The 19,873-nt window shown below is 41.9% G+C and carries 15 protein-coding genes; all 15 read right to left on the minus strand.

Annotation, left to right across the window (positions count from 1 at the left end; genetic code table 11):
* Window position 1: 1 nt before the first annotated feature.
* The gene (locus tag BCU68_RS15330) at window positions 2-1,216 is read right to left on the minus strand and encodes a type II secretion system F family protein (RefSeq protein WP_102565610.1); all 1,215 of its coding nucleotides are present in this window, start codon (window positions 1,214-1,216) and stop codon (window positions 2-4) included.
* 8 nt (window positions 1,217-1,224) lie between these two features.
* A complete protein-coding gene (locus BCU68_RS15335; protein WP_102565611.1) occupies window positions 1,225-2,958 on the minus strand; it encodes a GspE/PulE family protein in 1,734 nt (577 codons plus the stop codon).
* Window positions 2,948-4,096, minus strand: coding sequence for a tetratricopeptide repeat protein (locus tag BCU68_RS15340; RefSeq protein WP_102565612.1), 1,149 nt, complete (start codon window positions 4,094-4,096; stop codon window positions 2,948-2,950). The genes BCU68_RS15335 and BCU68_RS15340 overlap by 11 nt, the downstream gene beginning before the upstream one ends.
* A complete protein-coding gene (locus BCU68_RS15345; RefSeq protein ID WP_102565613.1) occupies window positions 4,093-4,938 on the minus strand; it encodes an AAA family ATPase in 846 nt (281 codons plus the stop codon). Before BCU68_RS15345 ends, BCU68_RS15340 begins: the two co-directional genes overlap by 4 nt.
* Window positions 4,939-4,955: 17 nt before the next feature.
* The gene (gene mshL / locus BCU68_RS15350) at window positions 4,956-6,569 is read right to left on the minus strand and encodes a pilus (MSHA type) biogenesis protein MshL (RefSeq protein WP_102565655.1); all 1,614 of its coding nucleotides are present in this window, start codon (window positions 6,567-6,569) and stop codon (window positions 4,956-4,958) included.
* Window positions 6,570-6,584: 15 nt separating this feature from the next.
* On the minus strand, window positions 6,585-6,905 hold the full coding sequence (locus BCU68_RS15355) for an MSHA biogenesis protein MshK (RefSeq protein ID WP_241901389.1): 321 nt from the start codon (window positions 6,903-6,905) through the stop codon (window positions 6,585-6,587).
* A gap of 7 nt (window positions 6,906-6,912) precedes the next feature.
* Window positions 6,913-7,563 carry a type 4a pilus biogenesis protein PilO gene (gene pilO / locus BCU68_RS15360; protein ID WP_102565615.1) on the minus strand — a complete coding sequence of 217 codons (651 nt, stop codon included), beginning with the start codon at window positions 7,561-7,563 and terminating at the stop codon, window positions 6,913-6,915.
* Between the two features lie 2 nt (window positions 7,564-7,565).
* Window positions 7,566-9,017 (minus strand): MSHA biogenesis protein MshI, encoded by a 1,452-nt coding sequence (locus tag BCU68_RS15365; protein ID WP_102565616.1) that lies wholly within the window; start codon window positions 9,015-9,017, stop codon window positions 7,566-7,568.
* A gap of 21 nt (window positions 9,018-9,038) precedes the next feature.
* Entirely contained in the window at window positions 9,039-11,021 is a 1,983-nt protein-coding gene (gene csrD, locus BCU68_RS15370) for an RNase E specificity factor CsrD (protein WP_102565617.1), read from the minus strand.
* A gap of 317 nt (window positions 11,022-11,338) precedes the next feature.
* Complete coding sequence (locus BCU68_RS15375; protein WP_198591752.1) at window positions 11,339-12,154, minus strand: endonuclease/exonuclease/phosphatase family protein; 816 nt, start codon at window positions 12,152-12,154, stop codon at window positions 11,339-11,341.
* Window positions 12,155-12,241: 87 nt separating this feature from the next.
* A complete protein-coding gene (locus BCU68_RS15380; RefSeq protein WP_102565618.1) occupies window positions 12,242-13,870 on the minus strand; it encodes a PTS transporter subunit IIBC in 1,629 nt (542 codons plus the stop codon).
* 59 nt (window positions 13,871-13,929) lie between these two features.
* The gene (locus BCU68_RS15385; protein WP_102565619.1) at window positions 13,930-15,663 is read right to left on the minus strand and encodes an alpha-glucosidase; all 1,734 of its coding nucleotides are present in this window, start codon (window positions 15,661-15,663) and stop codon (window positions 13,930-13,932) included.
* A 72-nt stretch (window positions 15,664-15,735) separates the two neighbouring features.
* Window positions 15,736-16,701, minus strand: a complete 966-nt coding sequence (locus BCU68_RS15390) for a LacI family DNA-binding transcriptional regulator (RefSeq protein WP_102565620.1) — start codon at window positions 16,699-16,701, stop codon at window positions 15,736-15,738.
* Window positions 16,702-17,250: 549 nt separating this feature from the next.
* Entirely contained in the window at window positions 17,251-17,991 is a 741-nt protein-coding gene (locus tag BCU68_RS15395; protein ID WP_102565621.1) for a PaeR7I family type II restriction endonuclease, read from the minus strand.
* Window positions 17,992-19,662, minus strand: a complete 1,671-nt coding sequence (locus BCU68_RS15400; RefSeq protein WP_102565622.1) for an Eco57I restriction-modification methylase domain-containing protein — start codon at window positions 19,660-19,662, stop codon at window positions 17,992-17,994.
* Between the last annotated feature and the right edge of the window lie 211 nt (window positions 19,663-19,873).

Consider the following 19,873-nt stretch of genomic DNA (forward strand, 5'->3'; position numbering starts at 1 on the left):
GTTAACCCTTCATTGCGTCCATCATTCCCCACATAGGTAAGAAGATACCAAGTGCTAAAGTCAGTACCATACCCGCCACGATAACCAGTAGAATCGGCTCAATGCGTGCGGTTAAGGTTTTTAGATCATAATCGACTTCTCGATCATAAAAATCGGCTACCTCTAATAATAGTTCATCGATGCGACCGGTCTCTTCACCCACGGAAATCATTTGGATCACCAACGGGGTAAAGATGCCACTATTCACCGCTGTTGATGACACGGTTGCCCCGGCCTCAATCGCCGCTTTCATTTCCAAAACTCGCAGCTCTAAATATCGATTACCCAACGCCTCACCCGAGAGAGACAGGGAGTGATTTAGCGGTACACCAGAACGCAGCATCAAAGCAAAGGTACGAGAAAAGCGCGCCAATTGTGCTCGGTTAATCACGCTGCCAACCACGGGCATATACAGGCGAAATTTATCCCACCGTTCACGCCCTTTTGCCGTACCTAGCCATGTTTTAAAGGCGAAGGCTAAACCGACAATCACGGCAATCATCACCATCCAGTAATTTACAAAAAAGTTCGACATGCCAATTAAAATGCGTGTCGGCAGTGGTAGTTCCACACTAAAGCGAGCGAACATACTGGCAAACTGTGGTATCACCTGAGTATTAAGAATAAACATGGCGATTGTGATAAAACTCAACACAAACACGGGATAACGCATCGCTGTTTTAATCCGTTTACGCGTTTCTAGCTCTTGCTCGTAATACCCTGCCAATTGCCACAGAGCCTGCTCTAGCTGACCGGTGTTTTCACCCACATTAACCATAGAGACAAACAGTGGGCTAAAGACTTTGGGGTGCATACGCATTGAAGCTGCCAAAGCTCGACCATTGGTTAACTCTTGCGATACTTCTTCCAACGCTGTTGCTAACTGCTTGTTGTCACAGTTTTGTGTTAAGCCTTTTATCGATCGCAATAAAGGCACGCCGGCTTTCGTTAAGCTGTATAACTGACGGCAAAACAGCACCAACACCTCAAGCGGAACCGCAGGGCTAAACAGAGAAGATAAATCCAGTGATGCCCCTTTTTTAGCCACACTCAGGGAGATCGGAATAATCGATTTATTCATCAAGCTTTCCACCGCAGCGTCTTCACTACTTGCTTCAAACTTACCTGATACTTTCCTGCCATCACTATGACGACCTTGATAACGATAAATAGGCATAGCGTTCCTTACATCAAGATAGCGTCGGTCATACCCGAGGCATCCCCTTCACCCAAGTTCATCACTTCTTCTAAACTCACCGTCCCTTGTAAAGCCAGTTCCATCGCAGAGGCAAGCAGCGGTTTATATTGCTTAGATTGACGAGCCGTTTGAGCAAAGCCAACTGCATCATTTCGGCGCAGTGCATCCATCATATCTTGGTCTAGTTCGAGCATTTCAAACACCCCGATACGCCCACGATAGCCCGTTAGGTTACAGTTTTGACAACCATGACCTTTTTTAAAGCTTGCGTTGGCTTGATTTGGAAAACGCATCGTTAACCACTGTTGGCGCGCGGCATCAACGCTATCGTCCACCCGACAGTCTGGGCAAATCTTACGCACGAGACGCTGAGCAACAACCGCACGTACCGCACTGGCAACCAAGTAACCGGGAGCGCCCATATCCATCATTCGTAACGCACTATCAACCGCATCGTTGGTGTGCAATGTACTTAATACTAAGTGACCGGTTAAAGCCGCTCGCAGACCAATTTCAACCGTTTCTTGATCACGCATTTCCCCGACTAAAATGATATCGGGATCTTGACGTAAGAAAGTACGCAAAATGGTTGAGAAATCGAGATTGATCTTAGGATTCACCTGCACTTGGTTTACTCGTGGCAGGCGATATTCCACCGGATCTTCGGCGGTAATGATCTTCTTACCCGGTGTATTTAACTCTTTCAGTGCGCCATATAAAGTGGTGGTTTTACCTGAACCAGTAGGACCAGTCACCAGAATCATGCCATGTGGACGACGCAGTTGCTGTCGTAAACGCACGAGTAGTTCGCTAGGTAACCCTGACTCATCCAGGTTACGCAGACCTGTCGATTGGTTTAATAAACGCATAACCACCGACTCACCATGCTGAACGGGCATGGTCGACATACGAATATCCACTGACTGGTTTTTTACCTTGATATTAAAACGTCCATCTTGAGGCAGACGCTTTTCTGAAATATCTAAGTTCGCCATTAGCTTAAGGCGCAAGACAAGTGCTGAGGCAATATTGACTTCATTGAGCAAGGTTTCATGCAGCACACCATCAATACGTTGACGAATGCGCAGTAAATTGGCATCCGGTTCGATGTGGATATCTGACGCTGCCACCTGAATAGCATCTTCAAACAGAGAGTTAATCAGCTTAACAACCGTTACTTCATCACTGTCATTGTCAACGGTGCCTAATTCAAAATCAAAGGCATCACCACCTTGGTGCTCAAATTGCAACTGCTCTGCAAATGACGCGATCTCTTTGGTGCGACGATAGTAGCGATCAAAACCTTCTACCAACTGCTTTTCTGGCGCAATAACAAACTCTAATTGAAACTGTTGCAGTTGATCTAATAGTGACTCTTGAGCAAACAGATCGGCAGGATCACTCATGGCAACGCGCAAGGTGTTATTGTCATTATGAGCAATCACTAACGCACGTAATCGACGCGCATGCACTTCTGGTAGCAGCTGCACGGCATCAATATCGACATTGGCACGGCTTAAATCAATCAGTGGTAAATCAAGCTGTTGAGATAGAAACAGGAGCATCTCTTTTTCAGATAATGCACCAAGCTCGATAAGTGTATCACCCAACTTTTGACCGGAACGACGCTGTGCGACCAGTGCTTGTTCAACCTGCTGTTCGGTGATGATCCCTTCTTCAACCAGCAGATCACCTAAACGCTTACGTAATTTAATCTGCATCTGAGCCTTCCTCTAATTGTGCTAATACGCCTAATCGATCGCGAATAAAAGTCTGCGACTGAGAAGAGATGCCAACTCGAGTCAAAGCCTGTTGATAAGAGTGAGTGGCACTAGGCAGATCTAAACTGCGCTCTTGTTGAATTGCCAACCCTAACCACCAGCGAGCATTTTCACTCTCTAATTTAACCAACTGCTGATAACTTTCGAGTGCCATTGGTGTACGCTTTGCCTTTTGGCTTAATGCCGCTCGCATCTCTAAATACTCTCGACTGGCATGACGAGGAAGGTGCTGCAGTGGATTCAATGCCGACTCATCTTGACCGCTACGGATCAAAAGCTTACTTAAACTAAGGCGCAAGGTTTCACTGTCGTAATTACGCTTAATTCCAGCTTGCAGTAACTCGTAGGCACGGCGCTCATCCCCTTTGCCGTAATATAAAACCGCTAGTTTCTGACGAGTCTCTTCATTATCAGGGCTATAGCTTAATGCCTCTCGATAACGGATGATCGCTTCATCCATATCTTGATCATTTAACGCTTCTTGGGCACGTTTTAAGGCGCGCTGAGCAAGTTGCTGTGGCGTTAACTCAACCTGCTCAATCTGCATCGTTTGTTCACCAATAGCGGGGGTTGATTGAGGCGACGTTGGTTTAGATGCTGTTGGTGGTTTGGGTGCTGTTGGTAATTTAGATGCTGTCGGTTTGACAGGCTGAGAAGTCACTGACTGTGCTGCGGGTACTGCCGCTGCCACGCTTTTCACTTGAGCCAATTTGATCGATTCAGCTTTCGGCTCTGTTGCCTGTTTTGCCGTGACGGATTTCGTTGTAACAGATTTAGCGGTGACGGGCTTTTCAATGCTCGGTTTGTTCGCTACAGAATGGTTTGCCACAGGCTCAACCACGGCACTCACCTCAATAGGATCGAGCGCTGTTGAGGTCACGATTGGGCTAGTCACGTTTGACTGAGAAACCGCCCAACTGCCCACCCCTAAGCTCAAACCAAAACCGGCAATCAACCATAGCCACGGCTTCTGCTGCTTAACTGGCGCGATATCTGCTCGCTGAATGGATGACGCATCACCCGCTGGCTTAGCCTTTTGCTCTGCCAATTTAGATAAGGCGTGATTAATGGCACTCATGGTTGACTCCATCCCCATAAACACGGGGTTTTAAACTTTGGTTTACATACATCAAAGGTATCGCTGATCGCTAAGTAGAGGTGACGATTGTCGACGTTATTTTGATTATCGGTAAAGGTTAATAACAAGGCTTTATGACACAATTGATTGATCAAACGTGGAATGCCTCGACTCGAACGCCAAATCGCTTTTTTTTGCATCAGTGGAATAATGGACTCACTGCCAGCTGCAATCTCTAAACGATGATTAATATAAGCGACCGTTTCAGCCAGTGATAACGCCCGTAATTGAGCGCTAAAAGTAATACGCTGACGAAATTGGCGTAAGTGACGCTGAGCTAATCGTTCATCTAATTCCGGTTGTCCAATTAATACCATCTGTAATAATTTGCTTTGCTCTGTTTCTAAATTACCAAACAAGCGCAGGGCTTCTAATGTCTCATCCGATAACGCTTGCGCCTCATCAACCAGTACCACCGCTTTGCGCCCTTGAGCATGAATATCAATTAACTTGGCTTGAATATCATCCACCAATGACGCATCCGACGTTGCTGTAATCGCCAGCTCTTTCGCCACCGCTTGACGCAACTGCTCGGCGCTTAGCACTGGGTTGGGTAAATAGATCAGTGCGACCTTAGCGTCGAGTTCATTAACCAACATTCGACAAACCATGGTTTTACCCGTCCCCACTTCACCACTAATTTTGATTAAACCTTCGCCCATCTCTAATGCCGATAGAACGGTTTGAATCGCTTCATAGTGTGGCGCTAACCCATAAAAGAAATCACTGTTTGGGGTTAAGCTAAAGGGTTGCCGACTAAAGCCAAAGTGGTTGCGATACATCGTCTACTCTCCGCCCGCTATTGCGAATCAGGGAACCATTCTTGTAATAAATCACGCGAACGCTCTAGCTCTTCTTGCCAGGTATTAACACCCACAACGGTCGGCTTTAATAAAATTACCAATTCTGTTTTTTGAGCAACGTTGGAAATATTACGGAATAGATGCCCTAAACCTGGAATATTACCAAGGAGAGGTACTTGTGAGACTAATTCTGTATTCGACGATTTCATCAAACCACCAATTACTATCACATCGCCATCACGCGCACGAACAATTGAATCCGACTCTCGTATTGAGCTTTTTGCCAATGGCAGTTCAATCAAGCTATCACCGTATAGTATTTCTCGGTTACTTTGCTCCACTTCAATGACAGCGGGATGAACATGCATTAACACATTGCCTTTATCATCAATTTGCGGTGTCACATCGAGTGAAATACCAGAGAAAAATGGCGTTAGCTCAAAATCAGGAGCTGGGTTCGAGTTATCACCGGTACCAACAACACTGGAAAAATCCGTTACATAATATTCATCAGTACCGACTTTAATCACCGCTTTTTGGTTATTCGATGCGGTCACTCGTGGGCTAGAGAGAACATTTAAGTCACCTTGGGTATCCATAAAGCTCATCACCGCTTCAAAGCTACCATCTGAAATCGTTACATTGGTTTGCCCACCTAATAGTGTGCTAATGGTGTCACCAAGTAGAGTACCAGCAGCACGTTCAATCTCGACACCACCACTACCAATGGATTTAGAAATATTGCTCCAGTTGATCCCTTGCTGATAACCATCACTTAAGGTCACTTCCAATATCTTCGCTTCTAAGATCACTTGACGATGAACACGCTCTTGAGAAATCTGTAGGAAACGACGAATTTCACGTAATTGATCAGGGTAAGCTCGCACGGTGATCACACTCGCTTGCGGAGAAACCACAACGCTTTGCCCACTGCCCGAACCAATCAAACCGCCAACCGCGGCTTCAAGCTGAGACCAAAAATCACTTTCACTGAGCGTTTCTATTTCTGTGCCGCCAGTCGAACTGGTCGATGAACTGCTAGAGCTAGATGAACTAGAACTGCTATCGGAATATGAGCTAGAGCCGCTATCTGAGCTGGTGATCGAACCTGATGTAATGCTCGTTAATGAGCGCCCTGAACGCGTTAGCTGTAGATAATCAACCGGCATAGTGACCGTGCGAATGCCCGCAGGATACACTTGAATAACCTTACCTTGCGTCACGATGTCGTAGCCATAGATGTCACGTACAACATCAAGCACTTCATCAAGCGTAACATCGGTAAGATTAACGGTAATGCGCCCTTCAACGTTTGGATGAATAGCGGCACTAAAATCGGTGCCTTGCACTAAGCTGGTGAAAAATGCTCGAGCTTCTACACTATTGGCTTGTACTCGGAAACGCTTGAGTGATCCACCTGTTGCCGCTAGGCCACCACTCAGATCGGGCATCAGATCGTTTTGCACTGAAGCGGGTAAATCTTCTAATGCATTTAGGTTAGATTCATTAATAGCTTGATTCAGCGCTTCTTTAATTTCAACCGGATCTCTATGTCCCATTGAGCACCCTGATAAAGCAACAACGGTTAATAGCGTTATAATTTTATTCATCTGATTCATCAACTGTTATTCCTTTATATCATTCGGGAAAAGCGATAGGTTCCATTGTTTCCCACTACGCTGAATCGTGACATATTTATCGTTAACTGTTTTGACGCGATAACCGCGAAAGGTATCACCTTGACCAACAACTTGACCGTTTAATATGGCGTAACAAGGGGCATCGGTTTGGCACATCACGCTTTGCAATGTTGGTAACCTTGCCTGCGTCACTACCCTTCTTGGTGGCGCTTTTTTCTCTGCAGGAGCCGTCCACCCTAACGGCGCGGTCGGATCTTGTGAGGCTTGGCTTGAAAATGAGAATAATGCCAATATGAGTGATAGCACGCTAACTCTAACCACCGATAAACTCCTGTCTTGTACCTAAGGTGTAGACTTGCAAAATAAGCCGAGCTTGTGGGTAAGATTCCACTGAATAGTGAAAACTACGCCAATAATATTTCACTGGCAGTGCTTCTAGTTTTTGTAAATATTCACTAATCGCAAAATAGCCACCCGTTAACTCAATACGTACAGGGTGAACAAAGTAGCCAGAATATTCTGATGTCTGTTTTTTATCAGCGATAGGTTCGGCTTTTAATGACTCTAAAGAGACTAACTTCAAGCCTTTCCCTTTCACCAATACACTTTCTAAAAGCGCCGCCATTTCACTCGGAGAGATCAGGCTTTCCACCACTTCTGACAACTCTTCTGATAAGTCCTGACTCAGTAACATCAGATCAGCGAACTCAACATTGATCGCCTGATTGGGATCTTTTTTCAGCTTTGCCTGCATCAGTAAGACTTCCGCCTCTAACTTCTGATTCGATAGTGTTAGAGATTGCTGCCTTTTTTGCTGCTGTTGATGCCGCTCAATGACAGGTTCAACAACAAAGGTAAGTAAGAGAAAAAACACACCAACCACACTACTTAACGCAATCAGCCACTTTTCACGCGTTGATAGTGCCGAAAATTTTTCATTCATCGATAGCCATAAATCGTTCATGGTTATTTCCCTTCGGTGCGAGTGTGCAATTCAAATGTGATGATGTCTTGCTCGTTGCGACCCATCTTTATTTTTTCAAAGGTGCGCCCAACTAAAGTCACTTCATCTTTAAATTGATTCACCCAGTTTGGCACTGAGCTTGCGTTACGAGCCAAACCCTTTAAATCTAAGGTGTTACTATTGATGTAAATATCACTTAGTGAAATATCATTACGCCCTAATTGAGCCAGTGAAGCCATTACCCCAGAGTAACCAATTTGTTGGCTGTCATCGTATTCACCCACAGCATGAAGCGCTTCTTTTTTGGCTTGAACCTCACGCTTTAAACGCTCAACTGCAGCAACAGTGGTGGCCTTTGGTTTATGTTTTACTAACTGCTCTGATAATGATTTCTTTTGACTATTCCATTGGTTATTAGCACGTTGAGCTTGTTTTAATTGCGTATCAACTTGCGTTAACTGGTAGTGATAAAAACCGTAAATGCCACCCATTAATAACGTCATAACAAGGCAAGCTAATACAACATTGGTTAGGCTAAAGTGATCTTTTTTCGGTTTAAGATGAGCGGGATATAAGTTCACTTTCCAGTGCGGTTTGGCATTGGCGGCTTGCAATAAAACCTGTGCAGAGTTCATCGCGCCCTGCTTTTGAACCACAAGATCCTGATCCACCAACGGAGAGGCTTTGATATTAAGACGCTGATTTAAAGCTTCAACCAGTGCTTGAGTGTCTTCCTCGTCACAACAGATTTTTAGTTGATGAAAAGCGGTCCCTTTGGCTTGAGCGGATAAGTAGTCAACCGAACGTTGCATCTCAAGAGCCAGCCCATCCAGTTGCAATTCACTTGAAGCAACACCGGTTAGTGGTGAAGTAACATTACGAATTGAACGTTGGAAGCAGGGAGTATGTTCAACAAAGCCACTGATTTTAAAGCGCCCTTGTTTTGCCCTTTGTAGCAACATGAAGTTATTTAATTCACCAGCGGTATAGCCCCAAACTTTATCATCTGGGATCACTTGGTTTAGCGTCATGCCACTCTTTTCAACTAAGCTAACCAACTGAAGGATGGTCTTCTTAGCAATGACATACGCCTGAATTTTCTGGCTACTTGGCAGTGAAATCGCATCGGCAACAATGTCAGTCACGCGCTCTGTAATCACCCCTTTTAATAAAAAAGGCAGCGCGATTGGCCATTCATCTTCAGGGATGCTTGGTTTGTCAATTTGATAGGTTTGGTAAAGAGCGCTGTGTAAAATAATGCTCACATTGCGGTTATCGGTCTTGGCGGTTTGTAATGCCTTTTCTAGCGCAACTTCCCAACCTTGATGCTCAATAGTGATAGATTTATCATTATCACCCGACAGGTAAATAGCATCACTTTGAACCACGGCAAATAAAGGCGGCTCATTTTTACTCACTGGACTGAATTTATTGAGAAACGATTTTAATTTCATACAGGCTCAATTGTTTATTTTTTATCGCCAACGATTACGCTTACCAGGCTTAATCCTTGTGTCTATTTTTGTCTTAGGTAATAACGCTACCTCAGGAGAAAAATGACGCCCTTGACCACCATGGATGCCAAGATCCATTAATGCTTGCCACTCTTTTTTAGTATCTACTCCAACAGCAATAACCTGTGCTTGTCCATCACTACAAGCACCGACAAGGCTACGTACAAACAACTGATTTTCATGACGTTGATCGATACGTTTAATTAAGCTTCGGTGCAGTTTCAAATAGTTAATATTGAGGTCTTTAATATAGTGCGTACTGACGATGCTACGCCCTGCTTGATCAACCCCAACTTGACAACCCAGTCCCGCAATTAAACGAATAATAGGACGCATATGATCTAAATGACGAACGATATTCGCTTCAGAAAATTCGAAACTCAATTGACTCAATTTTTGGCGAGATAATTGCAATAGTTCATATCTAAACCATTTGCAGTATTCTTTATTAGCAAACGGTATAGTATTCATATTAATAGCATAACATGACGGATTTTCTGACGCTTTCAAAAAATTGACTATTTTAACTAAAACAGACCGATCCATTTGCGCTTCATAGCCCACAGATTCTAAGGCGGAGATAAATCGTGCTGCTTTGATTTCTCCCCTTTCAGGATCATGGATACGAACCAGAACCTCATGGTGTAAGAATTTAAGCCGATTTCCCTTTAACAATTCGTTACATGTTTGATTGTATAGCAATATATTCTCTGGTCTTAAGGCGGTGTCAAATAATGTGCGCCAGCGAACACTCCCACGGTAATCTTCTTTAACATCTTGTTTTTTAAACCGTGTCCAAGTATTGATTTTTTGCAGTTGGGCACTTTTTAGCGCCGTTTCCAACTCTTCCATAATCAGAGCTTGTTTCTCACCTTTCTGATACAGAGTTAAACCAATATGTACCCAGTTATCGATATCAAGTGGCGTTGGTGGTGTCAGCTTTTCTAACTGGCGAATGCATTGCCCAGCGAGGTTAAAAATATCTTTTGAGCTTTGATGAGGAATGAGAACGGCAAAGTCAGCATCGTAGTAACGTGAAAAAATAACATCAGGATAACGCTGAGCAAGGTTTAATAATACCTGCCCCACTTCAATGATAAATTCATCACACTCTGCTTTTTCATTTTCGGCTTCGACTTGTTTCCAATCCTCAATTCGAATCAACAACACACCACCATTACCTGAACTTTCATGTAATGCCGATTCAAGCTTACTATCAAATAGCACTCGGTTTGCTGTTCCGGTTAATTTATCAAGGAAAGTTTGCGTTCGGATGAAGGTATCAAAGCGACTTCTTTCTTGGCGAGCGTATTGCAACTCTTCAATCAGAACATCCAAGGCTTCGCTGGCAGTATAAGGCCATTCACGCACATCACCGATTTTATACTCTTCCACTTTTCCCGCTAAAATCATCCGCCCACGCTCTTCGAGCAATTCCGAGCCAACGAGTTGCTCCTTAAGCCATTGGACCCCACGCATTAAACCAAAAAGGGCTAAAGCGATGGCTAATGTCACCGACCATAAAGCCTCAAAGGAGTAACCATGACCAATATAAGGAGGCTGAACTTTAAAGTGAATATTGTAGTCAGTGTGGTGTTCGAGTTGAAAGTCAGCAGAGTAGAGACGCTCACGGTCAAGATCTGGTGAGGTATTTTTGAAGCGATAAATCACGCCAACCGAGTTCGATAATGTCATTTCAGCGACATCATTCACTTGCAGCATTTTCGGTACCCAACGCTGTAATTGGTAGGCATTATCGGGATCAGCCAGATCGCGATCAATCGCACTGGTGATGCCTTGCAGATCACGATCGAGAAATTCTTGCGAAAGACGTTTAAACGATAGTGAACCGCCGATAAATAAAATAAACATGGCACTGATCACAATCATTGTGACAAAAGCAACAAGCCGCGTGCTCAGTTTTAGCGTCGGAGTGTATCTCATGTGAATGTTGAATTCCTTTCCTATTCACGTAGTTAATGCATTTATTACTGCTCGTTATAACAGTATATACAATATTTAACACATGAGTATAGATAGTCATAAAAGCGATAAAAAAACCCAGTATTTCTGCGTTTCAGTATAATAAACCTACGTAATTATTTTGTGAAAATAGAATTCTTAATATTTTAGACAAGGTGGGCTGTCACACGATAAACGTGGAGGTATGGGATTTGGTATTAGAATATGCTAATGATGAAGCCTCGTCCTATTATAATCTATCGAGACTTCAGTTTATTCAGACGGCTGCAAATTATGATTCAAAGCTGTGAAATAATATCGACTTCCACCAGCACCCCAAAGTGATCCGATACAACTGGATAAAAATCGTTATTAAAAATCACCTGATGCTGCTTTACCACCACCGGTTGATTACTAAGAACCAAATCAATCCGTAGCGCTTGGCTATTTTTTTCCCAACCATCAATATTTTTAATCACAGTGGTTCCGGCATCTTTTATTTCTGCTATTTCATAACAATCTATCAAACCGCGCTGTAATACATAATCATAACCTTCATTGCGTATATGGCTTGGGTTGTTGAAATCACCTAATAGAAAGCTCAACTCTGTTGATAATGTTGCCTTTATTCGGTTGAACTGATCCTCAAATGAGTTCTCAGAGTCATTCCACCAGCCGCAATGACAATTATAAAGATTGAAATCACCTTGTTGAGAAGTAACCTTAATACGCACTGCTCGTCTATGTTTCCAAAAGCTCACATCATAGTTATCACTTAGGTCAATGACCTCATGTTCGACAATCGGCAGCCGCGTCAAGAATGCCAGCCCCTCTTGATATACGTCATAACTTTGATGAACGAAATCCCATGTAAGTTGGTAGTGATAACCGTATTTCATGAGTTCTTTCTGTAATAAATAACCATAGTTATCAGCGAACACGGTGTGATTAGTTAATATATTGGCATCAACAGCCGGGCTATCTTGATGTTGATTAACTTCCTGTAATACAACGACATCGCACCCTTGCTCGATAATGGCTTGCGCTACCACTTCCAACTTTTCTAGCTGTTTATCTTCTTGCCAACTATGGGTATTTAGCGTCATTAACTTCATTTATTATTCACTTCTTTATTGTCGTGAGATAAAACGCAGCGCAAAGCTGCGTTTCTCGAGGTTATTATATCTAAAATAGAGAAAGAATTACGCAGGTTGTGCTGAATACTTCTCAACTAATCTAGATTTAATGACATCCACTCCAGGACCATAAATAACTTGTACTCCTTGCTCTTTAATCACAGCGCCAAGTGCTCCTGTCTGCTTCCATAACTCATATTCAGCAACCAACTGCGGATCATTAACTGTAATGCGCAAGCGAGTCATACAAGCATCAATCTCAGCAATATTGGCACGGCCACCTAAATTCTGAATAATAATGTTCAACTTCTCATCTTCTGACATGGATTCTGAACTGTCATCGAGGTAGTTACCCATGCGGCCTGGTGTTGGCAATTTAAATTTAACAATGAGCACACGGAATAATCCATAGTTAACAGCAAAGAAAACAATAGAAACCAATGCGAAGCGAACCAAGTCACCACCGATTCCCGCTGAAACCATCATTGGAATCCTAGTGAATAACTCAATCAAACCAAAGGCATGTACACGTAGGTCCATCACATCGACCAACGCAAATGCAACCCCTGTTAATACCGCATGCGCAACATACAAAACAGGAGCAATAAACATAAACATGAATTCAATAGGCTCTGTCACACCGGTTAATAACACAGCAAGACATGCAGATAAAAACATTGGCTTGTATTGTGTGCGCTTATCACTATCAACACTGTGATACATGGCAAGTCCAATACCAATCAATGAAGACGCTGCGATAATAACTTGGCCCGCTTTAAAACGTGCTGGATGTACCGTATCTAATAGATGTTGGTAAGTTGTCGGATCGCTTAATTTAAGATTATTTAAATCGCTAACCCAAGCAAGCCATAATGGATCTTGACCATAAACACTTGAGCCTGCATTCGCCCCAGTCAAAAGTTCATAAGTACCACCCAACTCGGTGTAATTCATTGGAATAGTTAAAGTGTGGTGTAAACCAAATGGCAGTAATAAACGCTCTAACGTACCATACAAGAAAGGAGCAGTGATCGGCGCAGTGTCTTTAGAGGTTGCAATCCATTGACCAAAATCATTAAGTGCACCTTGAATTAAAGGCCATACGATTGATAAAGCAAACGCAATAATCATCGAATAGAAAATAACAACAAAAGGCACAAAACGCTTACCGTTGAAAAATGCTAATGCCTGAGGTAAGCGAGCGAAGTCATGATAACGGTTAAATAAGTTGGCACCTAAATAGCCAGACATAATACCGATGAACACACCCATATTTAAGGCAGGAGCACCCAAAATATTAGTGAAGAATTGAGAGACAGGTAGCTCAGAACCAAATAGGCTCATCACAACCGCCTCGGGATCACTAAGCATAGCGTTATCTACACCCAGTATCACTCCAGTAGTACGGTTGATTAATATGAAAGCAATGAGCGCGGCAAATGCACCACCTGCACGCTCTTTTGCCCATGAGCCACCAATAGCGACAGCAAATAATAGGTGAAGGTTAACTATGACCCCCCAGCCTATGTTTTCCATAATAGCGCCTAGTGTTTCAATGGCACCAATACCACCGGCATACATTGCGACAACTTTACCGAGTGATATCATGATACCAGCGGCTGGCATCACCGCGATAACAACGATAAGGGATTTCCCAAATCGTTGCCAAAAATCAAAAGATAGTAACTTACTCATAAATGATTCCTTGTCTTAAATGCAGGGTAGCCTTATCAAGGCCCTGCGAAAAATATAATTTAGTGCTTTTTTGCAAATATATACGCAGCATAAGCTGGGGCAATTTGCGTCGTTATAAAGTCTGAGCGAACGTGTTCATTGTTGACATTCTGATTATCAAGCATTAACTCGCCTAATTGCGTGCAGTCGATATCAACGACGCTCTCTTGTGGACTTAAATTGGTAATAATGGTCCATGTCATATCTTGAGCAACACGTTGATAAACATAGATATTAGGATCGTTAGGCAGCAGCAATTGATAGCGACCAACCACTAAGCTTACATTTGACTTACGCAGAGCAATCAGCTGTTTATAGAAACTCAAGACCGAATTTGGATCTTTCTGTTGTTGCTCAACATTGATATCTGCGTACTGTTGATTGACGGAGAACCAAGGTTGCACCTCAGAGAAACCGGCAAAATCCTGGTCATTCCATTGCATTGGCAAGCGACTATGGTCGCGAGATACTTGATTTAACAAGGCTAAGATGTCTGCATCGCTTTGACCTTGTTGAGATAGTTTTTGAATTAAATTTCTAGCAGACACATCATTAAATTCGTCAAGAGAAGTAAACTGATGATTTACCATACCAATCTCTTGACCCTGATAAATAAACGGGGTCCCTTTCATCAAGAAATAACAGCTCGCTAACGCGGTAGCACTGGCATATCTAGAGTTAGGATCGGCAAAAGTATCAATACTACGTGCTTGATCGTGGTTTTCTAAATAAAGCGCATTCCAGCCTTTACCTTCTAAGGCATCTTGCCAACGCGATAAAATGCTTTTGAACTCCACTAGATCGAAATGCTCGTTGCTTTGTTCTTCCGACCATAGTTTCATGTGTTCAAACTGAAAAATCATGTTGAAAACACCACCTTGATCGTGCTCGGTCGCTTCGGCAACCCAAGGTAATGCGTTGTCGGCAGTAACCCCATTAGCCTCACCAACTGTCACAATGTCAAAGGGATCAAACGCCTGCTCTTTTAACTCATGCAGATGTTTTTCAATACCTGTCACATTCATATGATAATCAAACGAGGAGACATAATTTTCACCCTTTGGATTGGGTAAAGAGGGTAAGCCTGGTTCTTTCTGAATGTGGCTGATTGCATCCACACGGAAACCATCAATACCACGCTCCAACCACCAATGAATCATTTGAAATAGTGCTTGTTTAACTTCTGAATTTTCCCAATTCAGATCAGGCTGTTTTTTAGAAAATAGGTGTAAGTAGTATTGTGCAGTTTTTTCATCATATTCCCATGCACTGCCATGAAAAATACTTTCCCAATTGTTTGGATCGCAAGTCGGTTTTTCAGCGGTAGGCTCACAACCATCACGCCAAATATACCAATCACGCTTAGGGCTATTTTTGTTATCTCGAGATTCGATGAACCATGGATGCTCATCACTAGTGTGGTTGATTACTAAATCCATAATTATGCGAATACCACGCTCATGAGCAGCAGCGATCAGTTTATCCACATCCTCTAGGGTTCCAAAGTCAGGATGAATCGCTTGATAGTCACTAATATCGTAACCGTTATCATCATTCGGTGATGCATAAAATGGACATATCCATATTAAATCAATACCCAAATCAGCAAGATAATCAAGCTTTGCAATGATTCCGTTAATATCACCAATACCGTCCTGGTTTGTATCATAAAAACTACGAGGATAAATTTGGTAAGCGGTTGCTTTCTTCCACCACGCGAGTGGCTTTGAGTGCATTTTATTGGCGTGTGTCATCAGTTACATCTACGTTATGTGTTATCGTTAACACATAGTGTTAAATGGAACCTATTTGGACTCAACACAATTTCAGAGTAACTGTGAACTTTCTCTCATTTTTATGTCGAATGTGCCTTCAACGGAACTGAAATCTCGCTTGAGCAATTTTTTGACAGCTTGGTAGCCCACTTGATAGTAGTTAAAAGAGACAGTGGTCAGGCTCGGGACTAACAAATCGCTGTAATCATAATCACCCATGCCTACAATCCATACGTTATGACCAATCTTGAGTTGCTGTTCTTTGGCGCGACGATATAAACGAATAGCAATATTATCGGTGGCACAAAAGTAGACATGATTGGGCTGTAATTGGATTGCTTGGTAGCCGGATTTTTCCTCCGAATTGGCCAGGGCTTGCAGGGCAAAATTTAACTCAGGTACGGTGTCGGTAATGGTGGCTTGCATCAACTTAGTGCGGCTAGAAAGCATACGCTCATCATAAATATAATGTACGGCTACCAGCGGTGCCTGTTGCTGTTTTAACTGAGTGATGGTTTGGGAGACAAGTGCTTTAATTGCGGCATGATCGGGGTAATATAAACAGCAATGGTGGGGGGTGTTTTTGCCAATAAATAACACATTGTCTAAAGTTCGATAAAAAGTCTCTTCGACACTGTGCTTTGACGCAATAATAATCGTGCCCAGTGCATTTAAGCCGTTAAACTCTCTCACAGCTTGGCATTCTGACTCATGATTAAACCCTGTGGCATGAAACAGCATTCGAACTTGTGATTCATTAGCAGCAGCCAGCGCCCCTTTAATCACTAAACTCGTCGTATATGACTCAATTCGAGGCGCTACGAAACCAATAATGTTGGATTGACTACGAATAGAGCGAGCAAATATATTAGGCGTGTAATGACTATCTTTGACGATAGCATCAATTTTAAGGCGGTTCTCAGCCGAGACATAACCGCCATTAAAGTAACGTGACACAGTCATTGTTGAAATTCCAATCTGCCTTGAAATCTCAGCCATAGTCATTTTTTTACTCATTACATATTTCCTTCAATAATGCACTATTGCCATACTCCCAAGTGACTTCAAGATGCAGGATTCAGAGTTGAGTCACTTGGGTATAGTATCCAATATATTGGCTTACAATACAGTAAATAAAACTGGGTGTGCGCATGAGTGCTTTATTTTTACTCACAAGATTTAGACCTGCACTCAAGACTAATAAAAAAACCCAGCATTTCTGCTGGGTTATGAGGTATTTTTCTGTTTAAAAGTGTTTATTCTTACACTTTCAACTTATACAGGATCTAGAACGGTAGTAACGGTAAAAAAATCAACGCGTGAGTGAATGAGTGAGTTGGTAAATCAAATTAAAACAATAAAATACAATGAATTAAATGCAATCCCAATGTCATTCAACTTACCCTATTATTACACTTCTTAATTTATTGTAAATATAAGTTGCTTGAAAGCCAATTTACTCATCTATTTCTTACAGTCTACATAGGTTCAATCAAACATCTAAACTTATCTCTACAAGCTTAACTGATCTTTGCTAACACCCAAAGCATGCCCTTGTTGTTCGATCTAATAATCGTAACTTGCAATAAGCTTACAATGATTATCTAATTTGGTTAGAAAAGTGTTAATGCCCGTTTGGGGGCTCAAATCACGATATTGCCCGACTTTTGCAAAAGATTGATCAGCAACAATAAGTGCCGTTGCTGTATATATTTTTTTAAGAACTAGCCGCTTACATAGAAGATCATACCTTCCTAAATAAGAGATACCTTTAACCGTAGGGTACACCCCTGAAGACGCATCAGGTTGGTAACTAGTTTTTCTTATATTTTCATCAGCAAGAAATCCAGGCATCACAGGGAAAAAGTTCATACTTACCTTTGGTGAACCACGTGTTACGTCTGAGTCTTCCACTAGAATCAGATAACCTGTAAATATCTCTGCATCATCCCCAAATGCTCTTTCTTCAATTGCAGTATAGAGATCAATCCCACTACCCAAAACTTCTTCTGTTCTGTTATTGAAATTATTACCAATAGAGCCTACCTGAGATTTCAACTCAATTGCAGCTATAATTCGCCCTTGTGATATTGCAACAATATCCCAAGATTTATGAGGACGAAAATAGCCTGGAAGTTGAGATGAATTCTTTCCTGTATAAATTTCAACATTGATTAAGCCAGAGTTTTTTATAATGCTTTCAATAACCATTATAAATCCATCTAGTGTTTTTCCGCTAAGCACTCCTTTTCCACCAGATCTAACAGTCCAAAAGTTCTTAATAGCATTGTTAATTGTATTTTCCATTTAGCAACCTAATACTTGTCTTTCTTTTTCAGTAAAGTTATACAAATCAAAAACTAACTCTTTTGCAGCAGCTACGTTTTTATCAACAGCTGCATCCTCAAGCCTATCTCGAAGATCATCAGGAACAGACTCCCATAACGGAAGGCGAATCCTTCTGAGGTGTTGAGCTTGAAAACGAAGATTTCCACCTGATATTTTTGTTGAATAAATCTCAACAAACAATTGCCCAAGTCCTGAGATTAAAACTGCCTGTAATGCCTTTAAGCTCCAGGAGTTTGAAGTAACATAATATATGGTGTTATTTGGATGATATTCTCCATTATCGTAAACCACTGTAAGCTGTGATTTAATATCAGGTATCAGCAGTTTCTCTGCTGAAACTCTACTCGGATGAACTCTATCAATTGTTCTAAACCAAGTGACAGGATTATTTTTAGCTACATGTCGAGATTTTAATGCCTTTGAATGGACTTCCAAGTAAGCTTTTAGCTTCGGGAAATCATCTAAATCAATGACACCATTATCGTCATAAGTATTGATAATAAACAGTCCTGAATCGATCAAAATCCCCGAACTAATATCTTTTGCTTCAACCATAGGAAGCCTACGGCTAGGCTCAATATCCAATTTATTATCAACCATATATACTTTATTATTACCTGTGGCTGCACCTATAAAAATTTGACAATTCGTATCTTCAATTAGAGGAAATTCCTGCTCTAAACGTTTAATCAAAGCAAGTTCACCAAAAGAGCCGAACGTCCATGGTTTTGCACCATTAACCACGTCTTTTCTAATGTTTTTTCCTTCGAATGTCACTTTATCACCAGCTAAAGATCTTGCAACAAGGTTAGAAAAGTCAACAGTAATCGTTGGGTTATGGATTATCAGTGTCTGTACATGTTTTCGTTTTGATATTTGCGTGATAGCAGGGTACGTAAGCACATCTGACTGAAATGCATTTTGACCATACATATCGACAAATAGGTCTAATTGATATGATGCTGCTACATAATTTCGCAAAGAAGAGCCATAACTATTTTTAGTCCATCGATCCGTACAGATGAACGAAAGAACCCCTTTTTCTTCCAATAAAGATAAAGACTTCTCAAAGAAAGCCACATAGAGATCGGCACGTTCAATCATCGTAAAAAACTTAGATCTATACGCAGTAAGTAATTCTGCTGGTATATTCTCTATACGGACGTATGGTGGATTACCGATGACATGTGTATATAGCGATTTCGTCTCAATAAGCAGAAAATCATCATTCTTATACCATTGAGCCACAAGCATAGCTGCATCTGAATCTTCAAATACAGATTTTAAAATTTGGTATGTCTTAGTTTTGGCAATCTCTATACTGTCATTTGAGATATCATAGGCTGCAACCAAATACTTGAACCTCTCTGCCTTAACTAACTTTTTAGAATCCAAAGATTTTAGCTTCAAGCAAAGCTCTTTAGCAATAGCTATAACAAACTCACCCTGCCCACAGGATGGCTCTAAAATTCGAGTACTCGGTATCAATAAGGAATCACTAACACCTGAAGTTTGAAGCATGAAGAGTACAATCTCAGGTTTAGTAAAAACCTCTCCCTTCTCAGCGTCAGAGTCCCCCCAAGCTAAAGAATGTTTTGATATATTGTCGATAGCTATGGTTGATAACACTGTTCTAGCCTCTATTTTGCATGATCATAAGTAGTAAATATTACCACAAATATCGCAGTTAGATCTCCTTCATGGTGATAGACTGTAAAATGCATGACTACCTACTGAATTGAGACATTCAAAGCTAAAGTGGATAAAGCTAATAAGCTCAATGCTTAAAGAATGAAAAGCATTCAGCTAGGGGAATATCCTTCAAAACACAGATTAATAT

Source organism: Vibrio sp. 10N.286.49.B3, from assembly GCF_002873395.1.
In the GTDB taxonomy this organism is placed as follows: domain Bacteria; phylum Pseudomonadota; class Gammaproteobacteria; order Enterobacterales; family Vibrionaceae; genus Vibrio.